This window comes from Thiothrix litoralis (genome assembly GCF_017901135.1).
GTDB lineage: Bacteria > Pseudomonadota > Gammaproteobacteria > Thiotrichales > Thiotrichaceae > Thiothrix > Thiothrix litoralis.
Window position 1 is genome coordinate 1707905 of the sequence record NZ_CP072801.1, and the last position, 22710, is coordinate 1730614.

The window sequence follows — 22710 nt, forward strand, 5'->3', positions numbered from 1 at the left end:
TGATCTCCTTGTTTTGATGATTACTAGATGGGCGTTACATTCCGCATGACCTCGCGGATAAATTCCCGCGTGATTTTGCGCCCTTTTGTCAAACTGGCAGCATCCACCCTATCCAGCACTGCCATGAGCGTAGCCATATTCAGGGGATAATGCCGCTCAATATATTTCATGACGTGTTCGGATAATTCAAAACCGCGTTGATGGGCACGCCACGCCATCGCCTGAAGGCATTGCCCATCATGCACCGGGTACAGCCGATAATCCGGCCCCCATAATAAACGTGAAGCAAAATCAGGCAGCACACAAGCCATCTCGCGAGGATTGGTACGTGCTGCCATGATCAACGGTTGGTTATTGGTGCGGCACGTATTGATCAGGTTCATCAAGGCGATTTCCCAATCTTGTTGCCCGATAATCGCATCCAGCTCATCGACGGCTACCAAATGCTTGCCCGCCACCCCTGCCAGCACCCGCGTGCCGTATTTAGCGCAACTTGCCAGCGGCAAATACGCCGCCATCATCCCGCGCTCGTAGTAACGCTCACAATACGCTTGCAGCAAATGGGATTTCCCCGCCTGGGTTTCACCCCACAGGAAAATTTGCGGGAAATCTTCTTCAAAACCGTGTTTCAGCACACCCAGCAATTCAGCATTTTCCGGCGTCACAAAAAATGAACTGAAGCGATGGCCTTCCCGCATACCGACATTCAAGGTCAGTTGTTGCATCATTCCTGTCCTTTCGTCGCGGTGTCACGGTCGTCATTAACATCCAGATCAACCACTTCCAGCGGATCAGGGTCAGGCTCATCTATCCCGTAAATATGACTTTGTTTGTAAGTGCTATGGATGTGACGCATGATCACCGCCAGCACAGCCGCTACCGGCAACGCCAGCAAAATGCCAAAAAAGCCGAACAGTTGCCCACCTGCCAGCACCGAGAAAATAACCGTCACCGGGTGCAAGCCAATGCGCTCACCGACCAATAAGGGTGTCAGTACCGTACCTTCAATCACTTGTGCCACCCCGAATACTGCCAATACCCAAAACAGGTCAAACACATCCTGGGTCTGGAACAGAATAGCAATCCCGGCAATCGCCACCCCAACAATCAGGCCGAGGTAAGGCACGAAGCTCACCAACCCGGCAATCAGCCCAATCAGCAAGGCAAACTCCAGCCCTACCAACGACAAACCTAGCGAGTAAATCCCCGCCAACGCCAGCATTACCAACAATTGCCCGCGCAAGAATGCGCCCAGCACTTCATCCGATTCCCGCCCCAGTTTGGCAACCAGCGGTTGAATAGAACGCGGCAGCAAATCATCAATGTAAGCCACCATCCGATCCCAATCGCGCAGCAGGTAAAAGGTAATGATCGGAATCAACGCCAGATTTGCCACCCACCCCAATACCACAAAGCCTGATTTGGAAATGGTCTGGATAGCATTACGGATAAAGCCGCCCGTTTCCTGCCAATGTGAGGTAATCACCGACTTGATTTTATCGACTTCGAGAACACTGGTATCCACTTGAAAATGTTCATGCAAATATGGCCCCAACACATTCACTACCCAATCAATGTAAGCAGGCACCTTACCGATAAACAGCTTCACCTGCGTTTCCAGAACCGGCAGCAAAAACAGGAAAAACACCAGAATAAACAGGAAAATGACCAGAAAGACTGTCGTGACCGACAAGGTGCGGGAAAACTTCCAGGTTTCCAGCCGGTCAACCAGTGGGTCGCCCAGATACGCCAGAAACGCTGCCGTCAGAAACGGCGTCAGGATAGGTGCCAGCAAATACAGCAAACTCACCACAATGCCCGACACCACTAGCCAGAACCAACGCCCACTATCCAGCATTATGATTCACCTTTTCGCCACGCATAGCGACTCCACAACAAGACATAGGCAGCACCACTCAGGACAGTCGTCACCGCCACGCCCCACTGCAAGCCCAAATTAAACCAGCCGGGCAAAGGGTAAAGCGCCACGTGCAACAAAGTCGTTGCCAACAAAAAAATCTGTAAACCGGTATTCAGCTTGCTGATCATCAAAGGGCGCATATCCAGACGGCCTGTTACCAGCCGGTAAATAATAGCACCCAATACAATCAGCACATCACGCCCAATCACCAACGCAATCAACCACCACGGCAGATGCCCTTTCAGGCCAAAGACAATGAACACTGCCATTACAAACAGCTTATCAGCCACCGGGTCAAGCATTGCTCCCAAACGGGTGAGCCAACCGTAACGCCGCGCCAGAAAACCGTCAAGCGCGTCAGATAAACCAGCCAGCACCAGCAAGGCCAGCGCTAGCGCATACGACTCCTTCCACAACAGCCAACAAATCGGCAGGATGGAAAGAATACGTATCACTGTGATGATATTTGGAATTTGTTCCCGCACGTTGAATCCATTTTTATACAAAGAAGGCTCCCTATGGAGCCTTCAATCATATAACGGATTATAGGTGATGTGCCGGTTTTCCGACTATTGTGTTTTTATTACTGCTGAACCGGAATCAGGGTAATTTCAACACGGCGGTTCTGAGCACGGCCGTAATCGCTGCTATTATCAGCAATCGGGCGGCTTTCGCCATAGCCTACTGCCTGCATACGCTGCGCTGCTACGCCAGTGCTTGCCAGATACGTCCGTACACTGTTGGCACGTTGCTGGGAAAGTTGCAGGTTGGACGCATCGCTGCCGATGTTATCCGTATGGCCAGCAATCTGGATGCGAGTTTCTGGGTACTGATTCAGGGTATTAGCCAAGCCACCTAACACACCATAGAACTGTGGTTTAAGCGTTGCCTGACCAAAGTCAAACGTGATTGCATCAGGCATCGTCAATACGATATTGTCATTCTGACGAGTCACTTCTACGCCCGTACCTTGCAGGTTTTGGCGCAAAGCGGCTTCTTGCTCATCCATGTAATTGCCGATGGCAGCACCTGCCAAACCACCCACTACTGCACCAGCAATGGTATGCCCTCTGTCTTTGTCGCCGGTATTTTTACCAACAACAGCACCACCAATAGCCCCGATCAACGCGCCTTGTTGTGCACGGGTCATTTCCCCGGTAGGGCTACAGCCCGCCATCAACGCTGCTGAAACAGCACCGATCAACAAAGTACGCATGGAAATTTTCATAATGAACACCTCAATAATTTATAATATGTCGTCACGGTGTTAGAACTAAGTTAGCCCACAGAGTTCCCGCTAACGATCGGACGAATTTTGACGTAAACCCGAACGCGATGCTAGCCATTAAAAAGGAATCGGGCTGTCAATTGTCAAAATAGTGCTGGACTGCGGGTGTGGGAACTGGATACAGGCTGCGTGCAACAGCAAACGTGGGGCTTGCGCGAGGATTTCCGCGCTGGCGTATAGCTCATCGCCGAGGATCGGATGTCCCAACGCCTGTAAATGCACCCGTAACTGATGGGTACGCCCGGTGATGGGTTCGAGTTCCACGCGGGTGGTATTTGCCACTGCATCCTGTTCCAGCACTTGATAGCGGGTGCTGGAAGGCTTGCCCAGCTCAAAACTGACCATCTGACGCGGGCGATTAGGCCAATCGGTGATCAGTGGCAGATTAATTTCACCGCACGCTTCCGCCATTTGCCCTGCCACCACTGCTACGTAGCGTTTGTGTACCTGCCGAGTCTGAAACAGGATACTTAACGCCCGCTCCATCGCCTTGCCCCGCGCTATCACCATAATGCCAGACGTGCCCATATCGAGACGATGGACGGTTAAAGCATCGGGGAATTCGGTTTGCACCCGGCTAATCATGCAATCCTGTTTATCTGCACCACGACCGGGGACGGAAAGCAGGCCAGCGGGCTTATCGACTACGATTAGAGAGTCATCTTGATAGAGGATTTGCAGGCCAGTATGGGGTGGGGGAGTATAGATGATCAAATCACATTCCGTAGAGGTAGTCGGAAATCAGACGTAGACCTCAAGACACGACAAGTCAGAATTATCAACAAATGCCTGTACATCATCCCGAATGGACAACAATATTTCCACAATACGTCGACGGGGCTGATTACCACACTTCAACCAGATCACTTTAGGTGGATGCCCATACAACGCCGAAAGGTCATGGAAATCGCTGTCTTGCGTTACCAACAGGTAATTTTCCTGCCGAGCATATGCCCATATTTCCCCATCAGCCGCCGACTCCATGCCCAGCAAAGCAATCTGCGAGGACTCCGGGTAAACGTCCACAATCGCCGGAATAATACGCCGCGACAGGTTTTCTTCAAGCAACAACTTCATGCAGCGATCAGCATTTGCATGGAATGTTCACGGTGTGCCGCGAATTGCAGGCTAGCAGTCACATCCGCCGCCTCCAGCTCCGGGAAATCCTCAAGAATCTCGGAGATGCTCATCCCCGCCGCAAGCCAACCTAGCACATCAGCAACCGCAATCCGTAACCCACGAATACACGGCTTGCCACTACGCTTGCCTGCCTCAATCGTAATCCGACTATTAGGTGTCATCACGCTCATCTGCGCCTCTCCTGATATTGTGTAACAGCTATCTGCATTATAGCGCCAATTACATTATTCCAGACGCAAAAAAGGCCAGTCATTTCTGACTAGCCTTTAAATTTGGTGCCGGGAAGAGGACTCGAACCTCCACGGGGTTACCCCCACTAATACCTGAAACTAGCGCGTCTACCAATTCCGCCATCTCGGCAATTCATAAAGCAGTAATGCCTTGTGAGAAGCGAAATATATAGAGCTTGTGGCATCTTGTCAAACACCAAACAGCGTTTTTATTACATTTTTTTGATACACTGCGCCCATATGAAAACGCAAACCACACAAGGACACAATTTGAAGTTTAACGACCCCCATAGTCAGCGCGAAGCCGAAAAGTATGAAAACCCCATTCCCAGCCGCGAGGTTATCTTGCAGTTGCTGGAGGAAAACGGCCAACCGCTCGACTTTGTTGCCATCACCGAAGCCCTGCACCTGCACGACGAACGTGACATTGACGCCCTGAAAAAACGCCTGCGGGCGATGGAGCGCGACGGGCAACTGCTATACAACCGCCGCCGCCAATACGTCCCCATCGAACGCACCGACCTGATTGCCGGGCGCGTCATCGGCCACCCGGACGGATTCGGTTTCCTCAAACCGGATGACGGCACGCCTGACCTGTTCTTGCACGCCAAACAAATGCATGGCCTGATGCACGGCGACCGCGCCCTGTGCAGCGTGCGTGGCCTCGACCCCAAAGGCCGCCGCGAAGGCGCTGTCGTGGAAGTGCTGGAACGCGGCACTACCCAAGTCGTCGGGCGCTATTTCATCGAGGGCAATATCGGCTTCGTTACCCCCGACAACTCCCGTATCAGCCAGGACATTCTCATCCCCGCTAATGCCGCTGGTAATGCCCAACCCGGCCAAATCGTAGTCGCCGCGATTGTTGAACAGCCCTCCAAGCGTGCCCAACCCACCGGCAAAATTGTCGAAGTACTCGGCGATCACATGGCTCCCGGCATGGAAATCGACGTAGCCATCCGCAGCCACCAGCTTCCCCACGAATGGTCAGCCGAAATCCACGAAGAAGCCGACCGTTTCGGCTACGAAGTCCCCGAAGCTGATAAAGTCGACAAAAACCGCGAAGACTTGCGCGACACCCCATTCGTCACCATCGATGGCGAAGATGCCAAAGACTTCGACGATGCCGTGTACTGCGAACGTGACGGCAACGGCTGGCGCTTATTGGTTGCGATTGCCGACGTATCGCATTACGTCAAAGCCAACTCAGCCATCGGACGTGAAGCCACCGAACGCGGCACATCCGTGTATTTCCCCGGCAAAGTCATCCCCATGCTGCCAGAAATCCTCTCCAACGGCCTGTGCTCGCTTAACCCACACGTCGATCGCCTGTGCATGATTTGCGACATTCAGATCGGCGCACGCGGCAAACTCATCAGCTACCAGTTCGTCGAAGGCATCATGCACTCCGCTGCTCGCCTGACCTACACCGATATGGCGAAAATCGTGGTTGACCGTGACATGGCAGCCCGTCGCCAACACCCGCAAGAACTTTGCGAACACCTCGACGACCTGTATTCCCTTTACCACGTATTACGCAAAGCGCGTGACCGCCGTGGCGCAATCGACTTTGAAACCTCCGAAACCCGCATCGTTTTCGATGCCGAACGCAAGATCGAAGCAATTGTTCCCACCGTGCGCAACGATGCCCACAAGCTGATCGAAGAATGCATGATCCTCGCCAACGTGTGCGCGGCAACCTACCTCAGCAAGTATAAAATTCCTGCGTTGCACCGCGCCCACAAGCGCCCCAGCCCGGAAAAACTCGCCGATGTACGCCAATTCCTCGCCGGTTTAGCCCTGACGCTCGACGGTGGCGACGAACCCACCCCTGCGGATTACACCAAGTTGCTCAACAACCTCGGTGATCGCCCGGACAAGCACCTGATCCAGACCGTACTGCTGCGCTCCATGTCGCAAGCGGTTTACAGCCCTGATTCCGACGGGCATTTCGGGCTAGCACAAACCCATTACGCGCACTTTACTTCACCGATACGCCGTTACCCTGACCTATTGGTGCACCGCGCTATCCGTCATCTGGTGCGTGGTGGCAAAGTCAGCGAGTACCAATATTCGCACAAAGACATGGTAGCACTGGGTGAACACTGCTCCATGACCGAACGCCGTGCGGATGATGCCACCCGCGATGTCACCGCCTGGCTCAAATGCGAATACATGCAGGCACACGTGGGCGAAACTTTCAGCGGCGTGATCGCAGGCGTCACTGGCTTTGGCCTGTTCGTCGAACTCAAAGACATCTACGTGGAAGGTCTGATCCACATCACCGCCCTGACCAGCGATTACTACCACTTTGATGCCGCACGCCACCAATTGACCGGGGAAAATTCCGGGCGCATCTACCGACTCGGCGACACCCTCAATGTCACCGTCGCACGGGTGGATCTGGATGAGCGCAAAATCGACTTCGTACTCGCCAAAACGGATAGCGACGACGCTGACAGTAGCAAGAAACCGCGCGGTAAAAAACCTGCCAGCAAAAGCCGCAAACCCGCCAGTAAGCCAAGAGCCAAGAAGCCCAAAGCTGAACCCGATTCCACAGGCAGCCAGACTGCCACCAAGAAACCCCGCAAGAAGAAACCGCAAGCCTAATGTCAAAATCCATCATTTGCGGCGTACATGCCGTTGAAAGCGCCCTGCGCAACGATACCGAAAATCTCGGGCAAATCTGGCTGGACAAACGCAGCCGCAACGACCGCCTGAAGAAGCTCGAAAAAATGGCGGAAGAAAACGGGATGCGCGTTTTCCTCACCGACGACGACAAGCTCGACAAACTCGCCGGTAACAACCGCCACCAAGGCATTGTTGCCGAGTATTACAAGCTCAAAGCGTGGACAGAAAACGACCTCTACGACATGCTCGATGGCATGACCGAGCAGCCCTTCCTGTTGGTGCTGGATGGCGTGACTGACCCACATAATCTGGGTGCATGTTTACGTACTGCCGAAGGTGCGGGCGTCCACGCCGTGATTGCCCCCAAGGACAATGCCGCCAGCATTACCCCAACCGTGCGCAAAGTTGCTTCTGGTGCAGCGGAAATCATCCCGTTTGTGCCAGTCACCAACCTTGCCCGCACGCTGGAAACGCTCAAAAATCGCGGCATCTGGCTGACCGGCACCAGCGACAAAGCCAAACAAACCTTGTATCAAGCCGACCTGAAAGGGCCAATGGCTTTGGTGATGGGTGCAGAAGGTGCAGGCATACGCCGCCTGACCGAAGAGGCTTGCGACTACCTGATTTCCATTCCGATGGCGGGTCAGGTATCGAGCCTCAATGTCTCGGTCGCAACGGGCGTTTGCTTGTTTGAAGCAGGTCGTCAGCGCCAGCGTTAAGGCGCAGCGTAATAGTCATACTTGCTCAGCATGTCGCTGGTAAACCGCCACGCGTCGTTGTAAGACAGGCCGCTGTTGTTGGGGATAATGACTTTCACGTACAAATCCGTGCTGTGCTGGGCTTTAAGCGCACCTAACTCACTTTCCAATGCTGCCCGTGTGACGCTACGTGAAGAAGCCTCGCCCGGTTTGCGGATGCTGTAACCGGATTTGCTATACACCACTTCGACCACTTGCTTACCTTTGGTCGAACGTGCTGGCTTGAGTAGTTTCTGGTATTTCTGGTCGAGTTCGGTGTATTCGCCTTGCATACTCAGCAGTTTTTTCTCGCTTTCATCCACTTTGGTGCGCAAGCCTGCCATGTCAGTTTCCTTGCTCTCCAAGGTGATTTGCAATTCCTGAATGGCCTTGTCACGCAAACCCAGAGTGTCCGCCTGTGTGCTGGAAAGTGCCTGTAAACGGGCAAGTTCCGCATCCTTGCTGGTACTGGTGGCGCGGGCTTCTTCAGTCGTGGCACGGCTGCGCAGTAATTCCATTTCCAGCGAAGCGGTACGCTGTTGCAGGTAGTCGAGTTGCTCTTCCAGCGTGGCATTGGCTTTGAGCTGGAATTCGGCTTGTTGGTTGGCTTTTTGCGCTTCTTGAGCAGCACGTTGGGCATCTACTGCCAACTTTTGAGCTTCCTGCTGTGCCACTTGTTCTGCTAACACGCTGTGGCGCAAATTATCCAGCAAGCGCGTATTGGTCAGCACGACCGCTACCGTCACGATCAGGAAAATCATGGTGATGACCATCATGATGTCGGTAAACGAAGGCCAGAAACTTTCCTCGTATTCATCCCGCGAACTGATCAGGGAGGCGAAAGAAAAATGCCCGTCACTCATGCCCTACCCCTTCGGTTGTTCGTCAAGACGGAAACCTTCGCGGATCGAGTCACGAATCACCTTGATATTATCGCCGCTTTGACTCACCGCGACTTGCAGATCATCCGCCGCCAATTGCAAACGTTCGCCCGCGTGCAAAAAACGATCCTGAATCAGGTGAATAGCCTCGGCCGAACGGCGCAATTCCGCCGCCAATACCGCCACGTCATGCATCAGGCTGTTTTCAGCGTGCTGGAAGCGCGGCATGATGTAAAGCGTGGTGACATTTTCAATATTGACCAGCAACTGGGTGCGGGCATCCTGCAAACGCAGGTGGAAGTACGCAAAAAACACGTAGCAGACAATAGCAGTAATCGTCGTACTGAGCGCGTTGGACATACCCCCGATAATCGTTCCCATCTGCTGCATGTTTTCGGGCGAATCCAGTAACCCGGCAGCACCCATCAGCGCAATCGACAACGAGACTACCGTTCCAAAAACACCCGACAAAATCAGAATGTTATGCACAAAGCGGACAAGGGTAAACTGAGTCGACATGCCCGCTGCCAAGGTCGACGCCAAAGCTGCCTGATTCACGTCCGCGTGCTGACGGGCAATGGTTTGCACGGCGTGGTAGCGGTCTACAATCATAGCGGCATTGGCTAACCCATAGACGGGATTGGGAGCACTCTCTGCTACCCGCTTTATAAAACGCTGCAACATGTCTTGCTCACGCGTAAAACTTAAGAACATCAAAATCATGCGCACTAGCCCAATCAGGAAAATCATCAGAATAATCCCGTTCAGCACCAGCCCCAACTGCCCGGCCTGGGTGGCATAGAAAAATTGCGCGACGTGCTCCTTGTTCATGAGCACCACGAAACCCAGCAGGAACAGCACCACCAGCATTTGTAGCAGCGTCAGGTAATAGCGGGTTTTAATTGGTTTCAGCATCAGTTTCTGTATCCTTGGCATACGGGCGGCGTGGAATAGCTTCGACCGGGACAGGCTCAGTCATGTTCCGCCCCGATGAAATTCCCAGCTCTGACAGTTTGCGCACCCCCGGCAACACACTGCGTTCCAGCGAGCCTAACGCTTTATTGTAGGTATCCACGCTGCTGCCGAGATTACGCCCCAAACGCTCCAGATGGTCAAGGAAAACCGTAAGGCGTTTGTGCAATTCCTCACCCAAATCGCGGACTTTGCCTGCATTTTCAGCCAGCACGGTTTGTTTCCAGCCAAACGCTACTGCCCGCAACAATGCCACCAAGGTGCTGGGCGTGGCAAGAATCACCTTGTCATTCAGGGAATCATCCAGCAGGGTTTTATCCTGTTCCAACGCCGCGCCGAGGAAGTGCTCACCGGGAATGAACAGCACCACGAAATCAGGCGACTGCTCAAACTGTTCCCAGTAACGCTTGCCCGCCAGCACCTTGACGTGATCACGCACATGACGCGCATGGCGTTGCAGGTGGCGTTTGCGGCTGTCTTCGTTGTCGGCATTTACCGCATCGAGGAAAGCATCCATTGGCGCTTTAGCATCGACGATCATTTCCCGCGCGTCCGGCATTCGGATCACCATATCCGGTCGGATGGTACGGTCGCTATTGCTGCGCTGCGCCTGTTCGACGAAATCGCAGTGTTCGACCATGCCAGAAAGCTCGGCAATCCGCCGCAAACTCAACTCGCCCCATTGCCCACGGATACCGGGAGTACGCAAGGCCGATGCCAGCCGCCCGGTTTCATCGCGTAACGCGGTTTGGTCATGCATCATGCCGCGAATTTGCTGGCTGAGCACGCCGAAACTCGCCAGCCGGTCTTTTTCAATTTCGCGAATTTGCACTTCGGTTTTCGCCAGCGCATCGCGGATCGGGTCAACCAGATGCTGGATGGAACGCTGGCGTTGCTCCAGATCAGCCCGCGATTCCACCTGAAAACGCCCCATGCTTTCCTGCGCCAATTGCAAAAACTGGGTGTTATTGTCGCGCAACGCCCGCTGTGACAAGGCCGCAAAGGTATTGTGCAAACGGTCTTGCGCATCATCCAGCATCCGCAAGCGTTCTTCGTTGATTTGCTCTTCGGTTTGTAACTGCAATTGCAGGCGTTCGAGTTCGCGGCGGGCTTGTTGCAGCGGCACGTTGTAGATGAGGTGCGCCAGCAACACGCCCAGCGCGAACATCACCACCGCCGTAATGAACACAATATTCTGGTCGATAAATATACCGAGTTGAAAAGTGGACTGATCCATCAGTTCAGCCAGTCCAATATAGCGGTGGGGTTGGCAATGCTGCCGTCGGCAGGCCAGCCAAGATGCTCATTATTAGGGTGCAAATAGCCCCACTCTGCAATCAATGTTCTCATCCCGGCATTACGCCCGGCAACGATGTCGCGTTCCGCATCGCCAATGTACAGGCACTGTTGCGGCGCAATGCCACACTGCTCGGCAGCCAATAGCAACGGCTCAGGATGCGGTTTGGCGACCTCAAGGGTATCGCCGCCAATAATGCTGCGCGGGCGGGTATGCAAATTCAGCGCTTCCAGCAGCGGGAAGGTCAGGTATTCCGGCTTGTTGGTCACAATTCCCCAAGGAATATGATCTGCTTCCAGCCGCGCCAAGACGTCAGGCATGGCTTCAAACAGGCGGGAATGGCGGCTGATATTGGCTTGGTAATAATCCAGGAATATCTTGCGGCGACGCGCTATGTCCGCCTCGGTTTGCTCAAGGCCGAAAGCCAGCGCCAACATACCGATACTGCCGTGCGAAACCGTGTGGCGGGCTTGTGCCAGCGTATAAGGTTCGCGCCCTTCCGCCAGCAACACGGCATTCAAGGCAGCCAGCAGATCAAGGGCGGTATCCAGCAAGGTGCCATCCAGGTCAAAGAGAATACATTTTATCGGTAAAAAAGAATTTGTCGGCATCGGATGCATCCATACAATCAGCGGTTACGTAAATTCGGAACCTAATAGTGGTCTATTTTTGAAGAAATGTTCATGTTACCCATTAAACACGCGCTGATTATCGCACTTTTCGCTCACGGGTTGCTATTGACCGCGCCCGCGAATGCGTTAAGCGATATGGAAGACAAGCCTGCCACCTTCGACAGCTTGGTAGGCAAGGGCAAATGGACGGTGATGGAAGTGTGGGCATCCGATTGCCGCATGTGCCGCGCCACGATCCACCACACTGTCGATTTCGAGACCAGCAACCCGGATGTGGATGTCATCGGTGTCTCGCTGGATGGCAAAGCAGGCAAAGCAAATGCCGAGAAGTTTATCGACGAACAAGGCTTAACATTCACCAACCTGCTGAGCGATCCGTCTGAAGTTGACAAGTACCTTTACAGTACCGCGAAAGAAAGCTTCATCGGTACGCCAACATTCATGGTCTATAACCCGCAGGGAAAATTGCTGGCAGTACAACCGGGGGCAGTGACGGCGGAAGAATTAAGCGACTTCATCAAGAAACAAAGTCAGTAAATACCTGCTAATAACCCCCCTCCCATCAAGAGGCGGGGTTTCTTATTCAGTGGTCACGCTCCGGCAAAGCAATGTTCAATTCCAGCACATCATAATCCACACCCTTCTCATACTGGACATTGACCTGATCTTCGGTAATCGCTACGTACTTGCGGATCACTTCCATAATATCGCGGCGTAACTGCGGCAAATATTCAGGCCCGTTACGGTCAATACGTTCGTGCGCAATTACAATCTGCAAGCGTTCTTTGGCAACCTTGGCACTACTTGGGCTACTCTGCTTAAAATAATCAAACCATCCCATAAATCACCCAAACAGCTTTTTGAAGAAACCCTTCTTTTCCACTTCCAAGAAGCGGTGAGGGACTGTTTCACCAAGAAAACGACGCACAAAGTCATCGTATGCCTGCCCGGCATCACTAACCTTATCGAGAATCACGGGTGTACCGCTGTTGGATGCCTGCAACACGCTTTGGGACTCAGGAACCACGCCAATCAGCGGGACAGCGAGAATCTCCAGAATATCTTCCAACCCCAGCATTTCACCAGCGCTGACCCGAGCAGGTGAGTAACGGGTAATCAGCAAGTGTTCACGCACGCTTTCACCCTGCTTGGCACGGTAGGTCTTGCTTTGCAATAAACCGAGAATGCGGTCGGAATCGCGTACTGAAGACACTTCCGGGTTGGTCACGACAATCGCATCATCGGCGTAATACATCGCCATGTGTGCGCCGCGCTCAATACCTGCCGGGGAATCACACACGATAAAATCAAAACCAAGCTCGTGCAGCTCATCCATCACCTTGCCAACACCTTCCGTGGTTAGCGCATCCTTGTCACGGGTTTGGGAAGCGGGTAATACGTGCAGATTTTCCACGTGCTTATCGCGGATCAATGCCTGACTCAGCGAGGCTTCGTTATTGATGACATTGACAAAATCATAAACCACACGGCGCTCACACCCCATGATCAGATCCAGATTACGCAAGCCGACATCAAAATCAATCACCGCCGTCTTATAACCGCGCATGGCAAGCCCAGTTGCAAAGGCAGCACTGGTAGTGGTTTTGCCAACACCGCCTTTACCGGAGGTAACGACAACTATTCTGCTCAAAAAATACTCCTTCTTATTGATACGGCATATTTAACCGATACCGCAGACCTTATTTAGCATAAAAATGTAGGAATTTTCAGAACATTGGTGCAATTCTCAATTTTTCTCCTTCCAGCCAAACCATGGCAGGTGAGCCTTTTAAGTCGGTATCAATGTCATCCAACAAACGGTAATGACCGGCAATGGCCACCAATTCAGCTTCCAGTTTCTGACAGAAAATACGGGCGCTGGTATCCCCACCAATCCCGGCCAGTACCCTGCCACGCAACGAGCCGTACACATGCACAGAACCGCCCGCAAGGATTTCAGAGCCCGCACTGGTATGTTGCAAAATCACCAGACTGCCTTCAGGAAAATAGACTTGCTGACCGGAACGCAGCGGGCGATCCACCACTTTAACACTGGCGGTCATAGGCGCTTCCGGCTCAGGGTCACCCGCTGTTGTCGGTGTTTCCAGCCGTGGCAACGCACCAGTTGCTCGCCCGGCACGCAATACCGCCCAACCGGCTTGCTTCGCGGGTTCGACACACTCTTCCGTCATGTTACGGATGCCGACCGGGATAAACCCAAGCGCCAGAATGGTTTCACGCAACTGCGCCATATCCAGCTCTGCACAAGCATCACCCAACTGGCTGCAATCCACCACCAAAGGGCTGTTGGCAAATAATTGCGGCACGCTCTCCAGCTTTTGTTGCAGACCCTGCCGGATGGTTTCCAGCTCGGTAGACGTTAGCCGCAGCACGCTGAGCAGAGTCATTTCACCCTTTATTTCAAGCAAATCTCCTGACACAACCCATACTCCTGACTAAAAATCGCATGAACCTTACTGTAACTTTACCCGACAAAAGGTACAACATTGGCAACACATCTTGTTTAAAATCGTTTTATTAACACATACTTTGGTCATATAATCAGAAATTATATAGAACAAAATAAATGGGTTTTCCTGATTTTTTGCACTGGGGGCTTCACTATCATGTACATCAGTACGGTTTCAGCACCGTTATGGCTGGGCATAACTGCCGCAACACTACTGGCACTGGCTTTGCCAACATCCGCTAAAACGACCGAGAGTTCGGAATCTCCCACAACATCCATACCCGCGAGCATTATAGCAACGGCTGGTAAGCTCAAGGCAGCCGAACAATTCACCAGAGCAAAAAAATTACTGAACAGCAACGCCAACAAAACAGACTTGGAACAGGGGCTGATCTGGCTGGAACGTGCAGCATCACAAAGCTACTCACCCGCTTTGTTTGAACTTGCTAATCTCTATGAAAACGGTACGTATGTAAAGCAGGATACCGCCAAAGCGGTCAATCTTTACGAACAAGCGGCAAAACAGAAGCACCTAGACTCCCAATACAACTTGGGCTTGCTATACCTGCGGGTGGTCAAGGACACCGATAAAGCACGTTACTGGCTGGAACAAGCGGCTCAACAGCATGATGCGGAAGCTCAATATAACCTTGCCCTACTGTATGATTTTAGCAAAGGTAAACAGGCCGATCCGACAGAAGCCACCTATTGGTATACGCAAGCCGCCCAAAACGGTCACAAAAATGCCCAGTTTGATTTGGGGGTACGTTACCTGCAAGGCACCACCCTGCCCCAAAACCTGTCACAAGCCGCCCACTGGTTTCACAAAGCAGCGGAACAAGGCGACCCCGCCGCCGCGTTCAATCTGGGTCTGATGTATGAACAAGGCAAAGGCGAGGCTAAAAGCATCACAGAAGCCATCCGCTGGTATCGCCAAGCCGCGCAGCAAGGTGAAGCCGGGGCGCAATACAACCTCGGCGTCAAATACCTGCTGGGCGAAGGTGTTACGCGGGATCACGCAACAGGCATTGACTGGATACGCAAAGCGGCCGACGGTGGCAACCCCGCCGCTCAATACACTGTCGGCTTCATGTACGACCAAGGAGCTGACCTGCCCAAAGACGATACGCTGGCAGTGCATTGGTATCGTCAGGCAGCGGAACAGGGTTACACCGATGCCCAGCTTAGCCTCGCCATGATGCTGGCCAACGAGCAGAGCGTGAAGGCCGATAGCAGCGAAGCTTACCAATGGTTCCAGCGTGCTGCCGAAGCCGGAAACGCCAGCGCCCAGTTCAATCTTGGCACCTACATGGCACATGGCATTGGCATGGCAAAAGACCTGCCATCAGCCGCTTACTGGCTCTCGCTAGCCGCTAACCAAGGGCATGAAGGGGCGATTGCCAACCGTGATTACGTCCTGAAAATGCTGAACGATAGTGAGCACGCTGAAGTGGAACGCCGTCTGAAAACCGCCCCTAACGGCACACTGGCTCAGGACAAACAAGTCGCCATCCAGTAGAATACGGGCTTTCCAGAATACAAGCCCGGATTCATGCCTGCATTGCTCAAGCCTCATCTTCCTCCCGCCCCCAATGGACACATCCGCTGGGGGCAGTTGTACGGTTGCTCCCACGAATGGCTGATTGCCCAGTCTGCCCAAGGGTTTGATGGCCTGTTACTACTGGTCGTCCCGGATGTACATGCCGCTTATCAGGCCGAATCCGCGCTGCAATTCTTTGCCCCCGACATTCCCAGCCATATATTTCCTGACTGGGAAACCCTACCCTACGACGTATTTTCACCGCACGAAGACATTATTTCCGAGCGCCTGAAAACGCTGGCGACGCTGCAAAATCTCAAACGCGGCATCCTCATCGTGCCTGCCAGCACCTTGCTGCACCGGCTTGCGCCACCCGGTTACGTGCATGGGCATACGTTCGTGGTGCGCAAAGGTTCGCCGCTCGACATCGACAAATTGCGCAAGCAACTCGAAGAAGCAGGCTACCGCAACGTCAGCCAGGTGATGGAACACGGCGAATACGCCACCCGTGGCTCGTTGGTGGATTTGTTCCCAATGGGTAGCAACACACCTTACCGCATTGACTTGTTTGACGACGAAATCGACTCGATCCGCACCTTCAACCCAGAAACCCAGCTTACCGAAGAGAAGGTGGACAGCATTGAACTGCTACCTGCCCGCGAATTCCCGCTGGATGAAGCCGGAATCCGCACCTTCCGCCAGAACTACCGAGCGCAGATTGAGGGCGATTTGACCCGCAGCCGCATTTACGAAGGCGTGAGTCAGGGCAAGCCTTCCGCCGGGATCGAGTATTACCTGCCGCTGTTCTTTGAGCATACCGCCACGCTGTTCGATTACCTGCCGAAGAAAACCCTGTTGGTGCTAACCGAAGGGGTTGATACTGCCATCAGCCGCTTCTGGAAATCGCTCGAAGACCGCTATGAACAACGGCGGCATGATATTGAACGCCCCTTGCTGGCGCCGGAAAAGCTGTTTTTGACGGCGGCGATGTTGGGGAGTTATTTGACGGATTACCCTCGGGTTGAAGCGCAGCATCGTAGGGGCGTATTGCATACGCCCTCTTCCTCCGATCATGATGCCGAAGAAGGGCGTATGCAATACGCCCCTACGGTGGATTATCCGGTTTCTGCCCTGCCCTCGCTGCTGATCCACGCCCGTCAGGAACAACCGCTGTTCCTGCTGCTCAATTTCATCAAAGACCTGAAAGGCCGGGTGCTATTCACCGCCGAATCCGCTGGACGGCGCGAAGCCTTCCTCACGCTGCTGAAAGACAACGGTATCGTGGTCAAAACGCTGGAAACCTGGCAGGATTTCCTTGGCAGCAAAGCCGAAATGGCGGTTACAGTCGCGCCGCTGGAAAACGGTTTCTGGTTGCCCGACGCGAAGATCGCAGTCATCCCCGAAAACCTGCTGCACGGGGTGCAAATCCAGCAGCAACGCCGTCGCCGCAAAGCCACCCGCGATGCCGATGCGATTATCCGCAACCTGACCGACCTCAACGAAGGCGCACCTGTGGTTCATGAGGAACACGGGGTTGGGCGTTATCTGGGGCTGGAAACAGTCACGGCGGGCGGCGTTACTGCCGAATATTTGCTGATCGAATACGCCAACCACGACAAATTGTACGTGCCCGTTGCCGCGCTGCATCTGGTCAGCCGTTACACCGGGGCTGACCCGGAACACGCGCCGCTGCACCGCCTCGGCAATGAGCAGTGGGACAAAGCACGCCAAAAAGCAGCGGAAAAGGCGCGGGATGTGGCGGCGGAATTGCTCGACATCCACGCCCGCCGTGCGGCGCAACAGGGGCATAGCTTCCCGTTTGACGACAACGATTACCGCCTGTTTGCGGGCGCGTTCCCGTTTGAAGAAACGCCAGATCAGGCGCTGGCGATTGAAAACGTCATCAAGGACATGCGTGCGCCACAGCCGATGGATCGGGTGGTGTGCGGCGACGTGGGTTTCGGCAAGACCGAAGTAGCGATGCGGGCGGCATTCGTGGCGGCGAATGCAGGCAAGCAGGTGGCAATGATTGCGCCGACGACCTTGCTGACGCAGCAGCATTTGAACAATTTCCGCGACCGTTTTGCCGACTGGCCATTCAATATCGAATCGTTGTCGCGCTTCAAGACGGGCAAGGAAACCAATACGGCACTGGAGGCGCTCGCCTCCGGCAAGATCGACATCGTGATCGGCACGCACAAACTGTTGCAGGACGATGTGCATTTCAAGCAACTGGGGCTGGTGATTATCGACGAGGAACACCGCTTTGGGGTGCGCGACAAGGAGCAGATGAAAAAGCTGCGTGCCAATGTCGATATGTTGACCATGACCGCCACGCCGATTCCGCGCACGCTGAATATGTCGCTGTCGGGTTTGCGCGATTTGTCGATCATTGCCACCCCGCCGACGCAACGCCACGCGATCAAGACTTTCGTGTGCGAGTGGAACAAGACCATCATTCAGGAAGCGTGTGCGCGCGAATTGTCACGCGGCGGGCAGGTGTACGTGCTGCACAATGAGGTCAAAACCATTGCCAATGTGGAAGCGGAATTGACCGCGATGTTACCCGGTGTGACGGTGCGCCATGCCCACGGGCAGATGCGGGCGAATGAGCTGGAAAACATCATGAGCGATTTTTACCACCAGCGTTTCCAGATTCTGATTGCCACCACCATCATTGAAAGCGGCATCGACGTGCCGACCGCCAACACGATTTTGATCAACCGCGCCGACAAACTGGGGCTGGCGCAGTTGCACCAGTTGCGCGGACGGGTCGGGCGTTCGCACCACCGCGCTTATGCCTATTTGATTGCGCCGCCGAAATCCGCGCTCACGCCGGATGCGGTCAAACGGCTGGAAGCGATTGAATCGCTGGAAGAACTGGGGGTCGGTTTTACGTTGGCGACGCACGATCTGGAGATTCGCGGCGCGGGCGAATTGCTCGGCGAAGGGCAAAGCGGGCAGATTCAGGAAATCGGTTTCAACCTCTACAACGACTTGCTGGAACGCGCGGTGAAGGCGTTGAAGTCGGGCAAAGTGCCGGAATTGAGTGCCACCAGCCGCCGCACCACGGTGGAACTGGGTGCGCCTGCGCTGATCCCGGACGCTTATTTGCCGGATGTCCATGCGCGGCTGATCCTCTACAAACGCATTGCCAGCGCGGAATCGCAGGCGGCACTCGACGAATTGCGGGTGGAAATGATCGACCGCTTCGGGCTGCTGCCAGAGCCGACCAAGACGCTGTTCAGCGTCACGCGGGTCAAGCTGCTGGCGCAGGAGCTGGGCATCCGCAAGCTGGATATGCACGTCAAGGGCGGGCGGATTATCTTTGACGACAAGCCGAATATTGACCCGATGAAGGTGATTACCCTGATCCAGAAACGCCCGTGGGTGTTTAAGCTGGATGGGCAGGATAAGTTGCGGTTTGAGATTGAATTGCCGACGGTGGAGGAGCGGGAGGAGTGGGTGGTTAAGTTGATGGGGGAGATTGGCGGGTGAATTATTCCGCAACCTCCCCCCTCAATAGGTTACTGCCCCGAAGGGGGTGGTTGCAATTGCCGTTCCTGTTCGGCGATACCTGCCAGCACTGCCGTTTTCACGGCTTCGGACTGAAAGCTGCCCGATTCAGCCAACGGTTTAAACGTATTGACTGCTGGCACATTTTTGTCATAGCTCCCACTGACAACACCCAACGATTGGCTAAACCAGTCTTTCACCATCGTGGCATCCGCGTCAGTAGCTTTGGCTTGCGACCACTTGAGCAGTTCCTTTGCTCCGGCATCAGTACCTGCCATCCCTAACAATGCCCCTGCACTGGCTTGAAATGCAGGGCTATCGGGCTGGCTAGTGTTGAGGTATTTGTTTAAGACGGGGATAGCCCCCTCATCATGCAGCCGCGTACTGATTATGCTACCCAGAGAGGTACGGGTTTTGGTATCCGTTGCATCATTGTTAAGGTGGGAAAACAGAAATTCAGCATTCACCGCGCCGCCTTCCGTAGCGATGGCGCTTGCCAGCAAGCTACGCTGTACGTCTGCACTGCTGTCATTGGCACTCGCCGTCGTGCTGACACTTTGCACATTGTTCCATGCTGATTGCAGGGTATCACCAATAGGGGATAATGCCTGATGACGGCTTGCATCCCATTGGGAAATGCTGCGGGTACTAATCAACCCCCTCAGCACATCATAACCTTCTAGCTCCAACCCTTGCCCTATCATGGCTTGGGCAATGCCTACCACGGGAGCTGTGCCAATTTCCCCCAGAAGGATTGCGACACCACTCAGGGTTGTGCTGTCGGTGGCATTCAGGGTAAGGTTACGCAGCGTGTCATACATCGGGTCATCATCGGGGAGTTGCTGGATTTTTTCTGCCAATAGCTTGTTTACAATATCCGCTTTGCCGTCACCGTTTGCTTCAGTTGCTTGCCAAACGGACAACAGTTCACCGACTGATTGTTGTTGCAAGGATGCGCTGTATACCTCCATTTCACAGGTTTTGCGCATGTCTTCGGGTATGGCATCTGCCTTGCAAATATCGGGAGTTTCCGCAACTGTTGCTTTATAGTTGGGGTCTGATGGCCAATACCCGTTTACCAAGGCAGGTTCTGGTTCTGCTTCATGGGTGGTTGCTACTGCCATATTTGATGATGCCATCGAATGATAATTACTGACCGCTGCCGATGCAGTTACTGTGGTTAAAGCGTTTGTTTCGTTACCACGGTCAAGGCTGGCGTAATACGCCACCCCCGCCATCACCCCCAAAGAAAGGGTAATGGCAAGATGGATTTTCTTCATTTCGGACAGCCTCCGCTGGAATATTCCAGACAGTCACACAGCGATTCACGCGGCGGGGGGACAGGTTGACTTGTCAGCGGGTCGTACATGACGTACAGTTTTGAATGGTAAATGCCCATTTCAATTAATCCATCAACCGTATACTCTGAACTATCCCTCCCCCATTTTCGCTTGGCGGCTTTGTAAATATCAACGGCCTTACAGGTAGCTATATCCGGCAACAAGCCTCCAACTCCAGTGCTGTTCTTGCTCAATGCATATTCCCGAACCAAAGTATAGGCAGGATCATTACCTCCACTGTCCCTTAAACGAAAACCCATCGCCTCTTTAATATTGTTAAGCTTGTAATCCATATCCAGCGACCTTTTTTCTGCTTCCACAGGAAGTCTTTCGTATCCCTGCTTCCACATAAGAAAGAGTTCAGAGGCTGACTTTCCTTGAGACCAGCGGATGTCGGGTTTCTGAAACTGCATAGGCTTACTAGTATCCGCAATGCTACGCCCACCGTCTACACCCCACACATGACCCGGCTGGGAGCAAGCCGACAAGCCAAACACAACCCCCAACATAACGATGCTACTAACGATCAATGTTTTCATTTTGAACTCCTTGTTCACATGCTAGAAATGGCTGAACGGATGGCGTTAATCACTGCTGCATTACCCGTTTCATTAACATGGTGTGTTTTACTGACAGGATAATTGGTCGGCGGGTTACTGGCTGGCAATTTCAATTGCGACCAAATATGCACTATTCCATCACTGTCAGCGCTGAGTCCAGACTGCCCTGATTTTAGGCTAAATCCGCTAAGAACAAAATTACGGGTGGAATCTGGCAACTTCCACGGTGTTGCCATCGTCATCAGTCCCCATGCTGGGGTCAGCAGGTCAATACCCGCCCACGGACGACCATCCCACCCAATCACTTGACCCAGCGGAACACCAGTCGATGTGACCGTAGCGGTTTTTACCCACGATGGCAAACTGTATTGGTTCAGTGAATTCAGTTGCGACGAACCAATGGCGAGATAGCCAATGGTGGGGCTGCCAAGATCAGTTCCAGCCGCAGCCGCTGCTGTTGCTTGCTGCCATGCCTGATCACGGTCGCGTTCTGAGGGTTGACCATTCGGCCCCGGCGTAGCGCAATATTGCGATAGCACTCCATCTCCCGTTGGGCAACTGCCCCATCCTTTCGGTCTTGGGTTGCTAACCAACCATTGTTGTATCCTACCAAACACGCTGCCTTGATTCGGTGTACCAATTTGTACCACGCCTTTTACTTTGCTAATGATGGGAGCATTTCCAACAAAGGCTGCCCTTGCTGCCAAACCGCCTCGGCTATGCCCAACCAGTACAAAAGAACCAATGCCGGGGTAGCCTGCTTGGATGTTTTGCAATGTCTGGGTCACTTCCGCGCCCAATTCAGAGAAGGTTAGAGCATCACCATTCTTCCAAGTTTGAGGAACATTGGTTCGCACATTAAGTATTTTGTCCCTTGATGCAGCCCCCAATCTGAAGCATCGAACCGCATCCGCGTCCCTCTTCTGATTTGGCTTTTCTGTGGCAGACAGGGATGTACATTTCCCGCTAAAGCCCAGCTTTATCATGTCTGCTTCCACCGCACCCCAAGTGCTAATATCCGAGTTCATCCCATGCAGCAGTAGGACTGCGGTACTTTTGGCAAATTTAGCATAAATGCGGGGCTGGCGTGTGGCTGCCTTCAAAACAGCGCGAGGAATGACACACTGAGTCTTAGCTGGATCACAACGGTTAAGGAAATTCAGGGTATCCCAGCCTGTAAAATTCGTGCCAGCTTTGGGGAATGCAGTAACAATAGCATTGAGAACATTGCCATTACTATCACGTTGCTCCTTAATTTCCAACCCGCCAAGAGCCGGATCATAATCCCCCACCAAGGATACACTGTCGATGCGAATTACCAGCTCCTGTGCTTGCGTACCGGAAGCCATCAACCCAAGCAGCAACGCACTAACGAAACGAGATTGTGAAATTTTCATATAAAACCCCTATTTTGAAAATTATTACCCATGAGAACACCAAAATATTTACACAAAAAATTTTACATATTTTTTTGCATTGCATAATTTATTTCAAAAAAAGTCAGACAACCACGAACGAAGCTTCCTTTGAGAAAAGTCAGCCTTGAACGGAATGAGAT

Annotated in this window: 22 protein-coding genes and 1 tRNA gene; 5 read left to right on the forward strand and 18 right to left on the reverse strand. The window is 53.3% G+C overall.

Going from position 1 to position 22710, the window contains the following annotated elements:
• Positions 1 to 23: 23 nt before the first annotated feature.
• The 8 genes from hda to J9253_RS08310 form a co-directional block, all read right to left on the reverse strand.
• Entirely contained in the window at positions 24 to 728 is a 705-nt protein-coding gene (gene hda / locus J9253_RS08275) for a DnaA regulatory inactivator Hda (RefSeq protein WP_210224131.1), read from the reverse strand.
• Complete coding sequence (locus J9253_RS08280) at positions 725 to 1858, reverse strand: AI-2E family transporter (protein WP_228291544.1); 1134 nt, start codon at positions 1856 to 1858, stop codon at positions 725 to 727. Before J9253_RS08280 ends, hda begins: the two co-directional genes overlap by 4 nt.
• The gene (locus tag J9253_RS08285; protein WP_210224132.1) at positions 1858 to 2406 is read right to left on the reverse strand and encodes a CDP-alcohol phosphatidyltransferase family protein; all 549 of its coding nucleotides are present in this window, start codon (positions 2404 to 2406) and stop codon (positions 1858 to 1860) included. The genes J9253_RS08280 and J9253_RS08285 overlap by 1 nt, the downstream gene beginning before the upstream one ends.
• 98 nt (positions 2407 to 2504) lie before the next feature.
• Positions 2505 to 3149: an OmpA family protein gene (locus J9253_RS08290; RefSeq protein ID WP_210224133.1), complete on the reverse strand. Its 645-nt coding sequence runs from the start codon at positions 3147 to 3149 to the stop codon at positions 2505 to 2507.
• 117 nt (positions 3150 to 3266) lie between these two features.
• Positions 3267 to 3923 carry an RluA family pseudouridine synthase gene (locus tag J9253_RS08295; protein ID WP_210224134.1) on the reverse strand — a complete coding sequence of 219 codons (657 nt, stop codon included), beginning with the start codon at positions 3921 to 3923 and terminating at the stop codon, positions 3267 to 3269.
• A gap of 27 nt (positions 3924 to 3950) precedes the next feature.
• Positions 3951 to 4286, reverse strand: a complete 336-nt coding sequence (locus tag J9253_RS08300; protein ID WP_210224135.1) for a DUF5615 family PIN-like protein — start codon at positions 4284 to 4286, stop codon at positions 3951 to 3953.
• A complete protein-coding gene (locus J9253_RS08305; RefSeq protein WP_210224136.1) occupies positions 4283 to 4519 on the reverse strand; it encodes a DUF433 domain-containing protein in 237 nt (78 codons plus the stop codon). The genes J9253_RS08300 and J9253_RS08305 overlap by 4 nt, the downstream gene beginning before the upstream one ends.
• A gap of 103 nt (positions 4520 to 4622) precedes the next feature.
• A tRNA-Leu gene (locus J9253_RS08310) sits at positions 4623 to 4709 on the reverse strand.
• Between the two features lie 110 nt (positions 4710 to 4819).
• On the opposite strand from J9253_RS08310, the gene rnr reads away from it, so the two are divergent.
• Positions 4820 to 7186: a ribonuclease R gene (gene rnr, locus J9253_RS08315; protein WP_210224137.1), complete on the forward strand. Its 2367-nt coding sequence runs from the start codon at positions 4820 to 4822 to the stop codon at positions 7184 to 7186.
• On the forward strand, positions 7186 to 7926 hold the full coding sequence (gene rlmB / locus J9253_RS08320) for a 23S rRNA (guanosine(2251)-2'-O)-methyltransferase RlmB (protein ID WP_210224138.1): 741 nt from the start codon (positions 7186 to 7188) through the stop codon (positions 7924 to 7926). Before rnr ends, rlmB begins: the two co-directional genes overlap by 1 nt.
• On the opposite strand, the gene J9253_RS08325 is transcribed toward rlmB, so the two are convergent.
• From J9253_RS08325 to J9253_RS08340, 4 genes are read right to left on the reverse strand one after another with little or no spacing between them, the layout of a single operon-like run.
• On the reverse strand, positions 7923 to 8807 hold the full coding sequence (locus J9253_RS08325; protein WP_210224139.1) for an SPFH domain-containing protein: 885 nt from the start codon (positions 8805 to 8807) through the stop codon (positions 7923 to 7925). The genes rlmB and J9253_RS08325 overlap by 4 nt on opposite strands.
• Positions 8808 to 8810: 3 nt before the next feature.
• Positions 8811 to 9740 carry a hypothetical protein gene (locus J9253_RS08330; RefSeq protein ID WP_210224140.1) on the reverse strand — a complete coding sequence of 310 codons (930 nt, stop codon included), beginning with the start codon at positions 9738 to 9740 and terminating at the stop codon, positions 8811 to 8813.
• Entirely contained in the window at positions 9724 to 11034 is a 1311-nt protein-coding gene (gene rmuC, locus J9253_RS08335) for a DNA recombination protein RmuC (protein ID WP_210224141.1), read from the reverse strand. Before rmuC ends, J9253_RS08330 begins: the two co-directional genes overlap by 17 nt.
• Positions 11034 to 11714 (reverse strand): HAD family hydrolase, encoded by a 681-nt coding sequence (locus J9253_RS08340; protein WP_323128871.1) that lies wholly within the window; start codon positions 11712 to 11714, stop codon positions 11034 to 11036. The genes rmuC and J9253_RS08340 overlap by 1 nt, the downstream gene beginning before the upstream one ends.
• Positions 11715 to 11777: 63 nt before the next feature.
• Between J9253_RS08340 and J9253_RS08345 the strand changes: the two genes are divergently transcribed.
• Positions 11778 to 12263, forward strand: coding sequence for a TlpA family protein disulfide reductase (locus tag J9253_RS08345; RefSeq protein WP_210224143.1), 486 nt, complete (start codon positions 11778 to 11780; stop codon positions 12261 to 12263).
• Between the two features lie 46 nt (positions 12264 to 12309).
• Here J9253_RS08345 and minE read toward each other — a convergent pair whose 3' ends face one another.
• The 3 genes from minE to minC all read right to left on the reverse strand — a co-directional run bounded on the left by minE (position 12310) and on the right by minC (position 14167).
• Positions 12310 to 12567, reverse strand: coding sequence for a cell division topological specificity factor MinE (minE, locus tag J9253_RS08350; protein ID WP_210224144.1), 258 nt, complete (start codon positions 12565 to 12567; stop codon positions 12310 to 12312).
• 3 nt (positions 12568 to 12570) lie between these two features.
• Positions 12571 to 13377: a septum site-determining protein MinD gene (gene minD, locus J9253_RS08355; protein ID WP_210224145.1), complete on the reverse strand. Its 807-nt coding sequence runs from the start codon at positions 13375 to 13377 to the stop codon at positions 12571 to 12573.
• 76 nt (positions 13378 to 13453) lie between these two features.
• Positions 13454 to 14167 carry a septum site-determining protein MinC gene (gene minC, locus J9253_RS08360; protein WP_228291546.1) on the reverse strand — a complete coding sequence of 238 codons (714 nt, stop codon included), beginning with the start codon at positions 14165 to 14167 and terminating at the stop codon, positions 13454 to 13456.
• 186 nt (positions 14168 to 14353) lie between these two features.
• On the opposite strand from minC, the gene J9253_RS08365 reads away from it, so the two are divergent.
• Together J9253_RS08365 and mfd are read left to right on the forward strand one after the other, a co-directional pair.
• Positions 14354 to 15715, forward strand: coding sequence for an SEL1-like repeat protein (locus tag J9253_RS08365; protein WP_210224147.1), 1362 nt, complete (start codon positions 14354 to 14356; stop codon positions 15713 to 15715).
• Between the two features lie 33 nt (positions 15716 to 15748).
• Complete coding sequence (mfd, locus tag J9253_RS08370; RefSeq protein ID WP_210224148.1) at positions 15749 to 19234, forward strand: transcription-repair coupling factor; 3486 nt, start codon at positions 15749 to 15751, stop codon at positions 19232 to 19234.
• Between the two features lie 29 nt (positions 19235 to 19263).
• Here the strand turns inward: mfd and J9253_RS08375 are convergent, their stop codons facing one another.
• From J9253_RS08375 to J9253_RS08385, 3 genes are read right to left on the reverse strand one after another with little or no spacing between them, the layout of a single operon-like run.
• Complete coding sequence (locus J9253_RS08375; RefSeq protein WP_210224149.1) at positions 19264 to 20532, reverse strand: hypothetical protein; 1269 nt, start codon at positions 20530 to 20532, stop codon at positions 19264 to 19266.
• Positions 20529 to 21131 (reverse strand): hypothetical protein, encoded by a 603-nt coding sequence (locus J9253_RS08380; RefSeq protein ID WP_210224150.1) that lies wholly within the window; start codon positions 21129 to 21131, stop codon positions 20529 to 20531. The genes J9253_RS08375 and J9253_RS08380 overlap by 4 nt, the downstream gene beginning before the upstream one ends.
• 14 nt (positions 21132 to 21145) lie before the next feature.
• The gene (locus J9253_RS08385) at positions 21146 to 22549 is read right to left on the reverse strand and encodes an esterase/lipase family protein (protein ID WP_210224151.1); all 1404 of its coding nucleotides are present in this window, start codon (positions 22547 to 22549) and stop codon (positions 21146 to 21148) included.
• Positions 22550 to 22710 lie beyond the last annotated feature (161 nt).

Coding starts and splice junctions, on each gene's coding strand:
- hda (WP_210224131.1), bottom strand. CDS start 728: ATGATGCAACAACTGACCTTGAATGTCGGTATGCGGGAAGGCCATCGC.
- J9253_RS08280 (WP_228291544.1), bottom strand. CDS start 1,858: ATGCTGGATAGTGGGCGTTGGTTCTGGCTAGTGGTGTCGGGCATTGTG.
- J9253_RS08290 (WP_210224133.1), bottom strand. CDS start 3,149: ATGAAAATTTCCATGCGTACTTTGTTGATCGGTGCTGTTTCAGCAGCG.
- J9253_RS08300 (WP_210224135.1), bottom strand. CDS start 4,286: ATGAAGTTGTTGCTTGAAGAAAACCTGTCGCGGCGTATTATTCCGGCG.
- J9253_RS08305 (WP_210224136.1), bottom strand. CDS start 4,519: ATGAGCGTGATGACACCTAATAGTCGGATTACGATTGAGGCAGGCAAG.
- rnr (WP_210224137.1), top strand. CDS start 4,820: ATGAAAACGCAAACCACACAAGGACACAATTTGAAGTTTAACGACCCC.
- rlmB (WP_210224138.1), top strand. CDS start 7,186: ATGTCAAAATCCATCATTTGCGGCGTACATGCCGTTGAAAGCGCCCTG.
- J9253_RS08325 (WP_210224139.1), bottom strand. CDS start 8,807: ATGAGTGACGGGCATTTTTCTTTCGCCTCCCTGATCAGTTCGCGGGAT.
- J9253_RS08330 (WP_210224140.1), bottom strand. CDS start 9,740: ATGCTGAAACCAATTAAAACCCGCTATTACCTGACGCTGCTACAAATG.
- rmuC (WP_210224141.1), bottom strand. CDS start 11,034: ATGGATCAGTCCACTTTTCAACTCGGTATATTTATCGACCAGAATATT.
- J9253_RS08340 (WP_323128871.1), bottom strand. CDS start 11,714: ATGCATCCGATGCCGACAAATTCTTTTTTACCGATAAAATGTATTCTC.
- J9253_RS08345 (WP_210224143.1), top strand. CDS start 11,778: ATGTTACCCATTAAACACGCGCTGATTATCGCACTTTTCGCTCACGGG.
- minE (WP_210224144.1), bottom strand. CDS start 12,567: ATGGGATGGTTTGATTATTTTAAGCAGAGTAGCCCAAGTAGTGCCAAG.
- J9253_RS08365 (WP_210224147.1), top strand. CDS start 14,354: ATGTACATCAGTACGGTTTCAGCACCGTTATGGCTGGGCATAACTGCC.
- mfd (WP_210224148.1), top strand. CDS start 15,749: ATGCCTGCATTGCTCAAGCCTCATCTTCCTCCCGCCCCCAATGGACAC.
- J9253_RS08375 (WP_210224149.1), bottom strand. CDS start 20,532: ATGAAGAAAATCCATCTTGCCATTACCCTTTCTTTGGGGGTGATGGCG.
- J9253_RS08380 (WP_210224150.1), bottom strand. CDS start 21,131: ATGAAAACATTGATCGTTAGTAGCATCGTTATGTTGGGGGTTGTGTTT.
- J9253_RS08385 (WP_210224151.1), bottom strand. CDS start 22,549: ATGAAAATTTCACAATCTCGTTTCGTTAGTGCGTTGCTGCTTGGGTTG.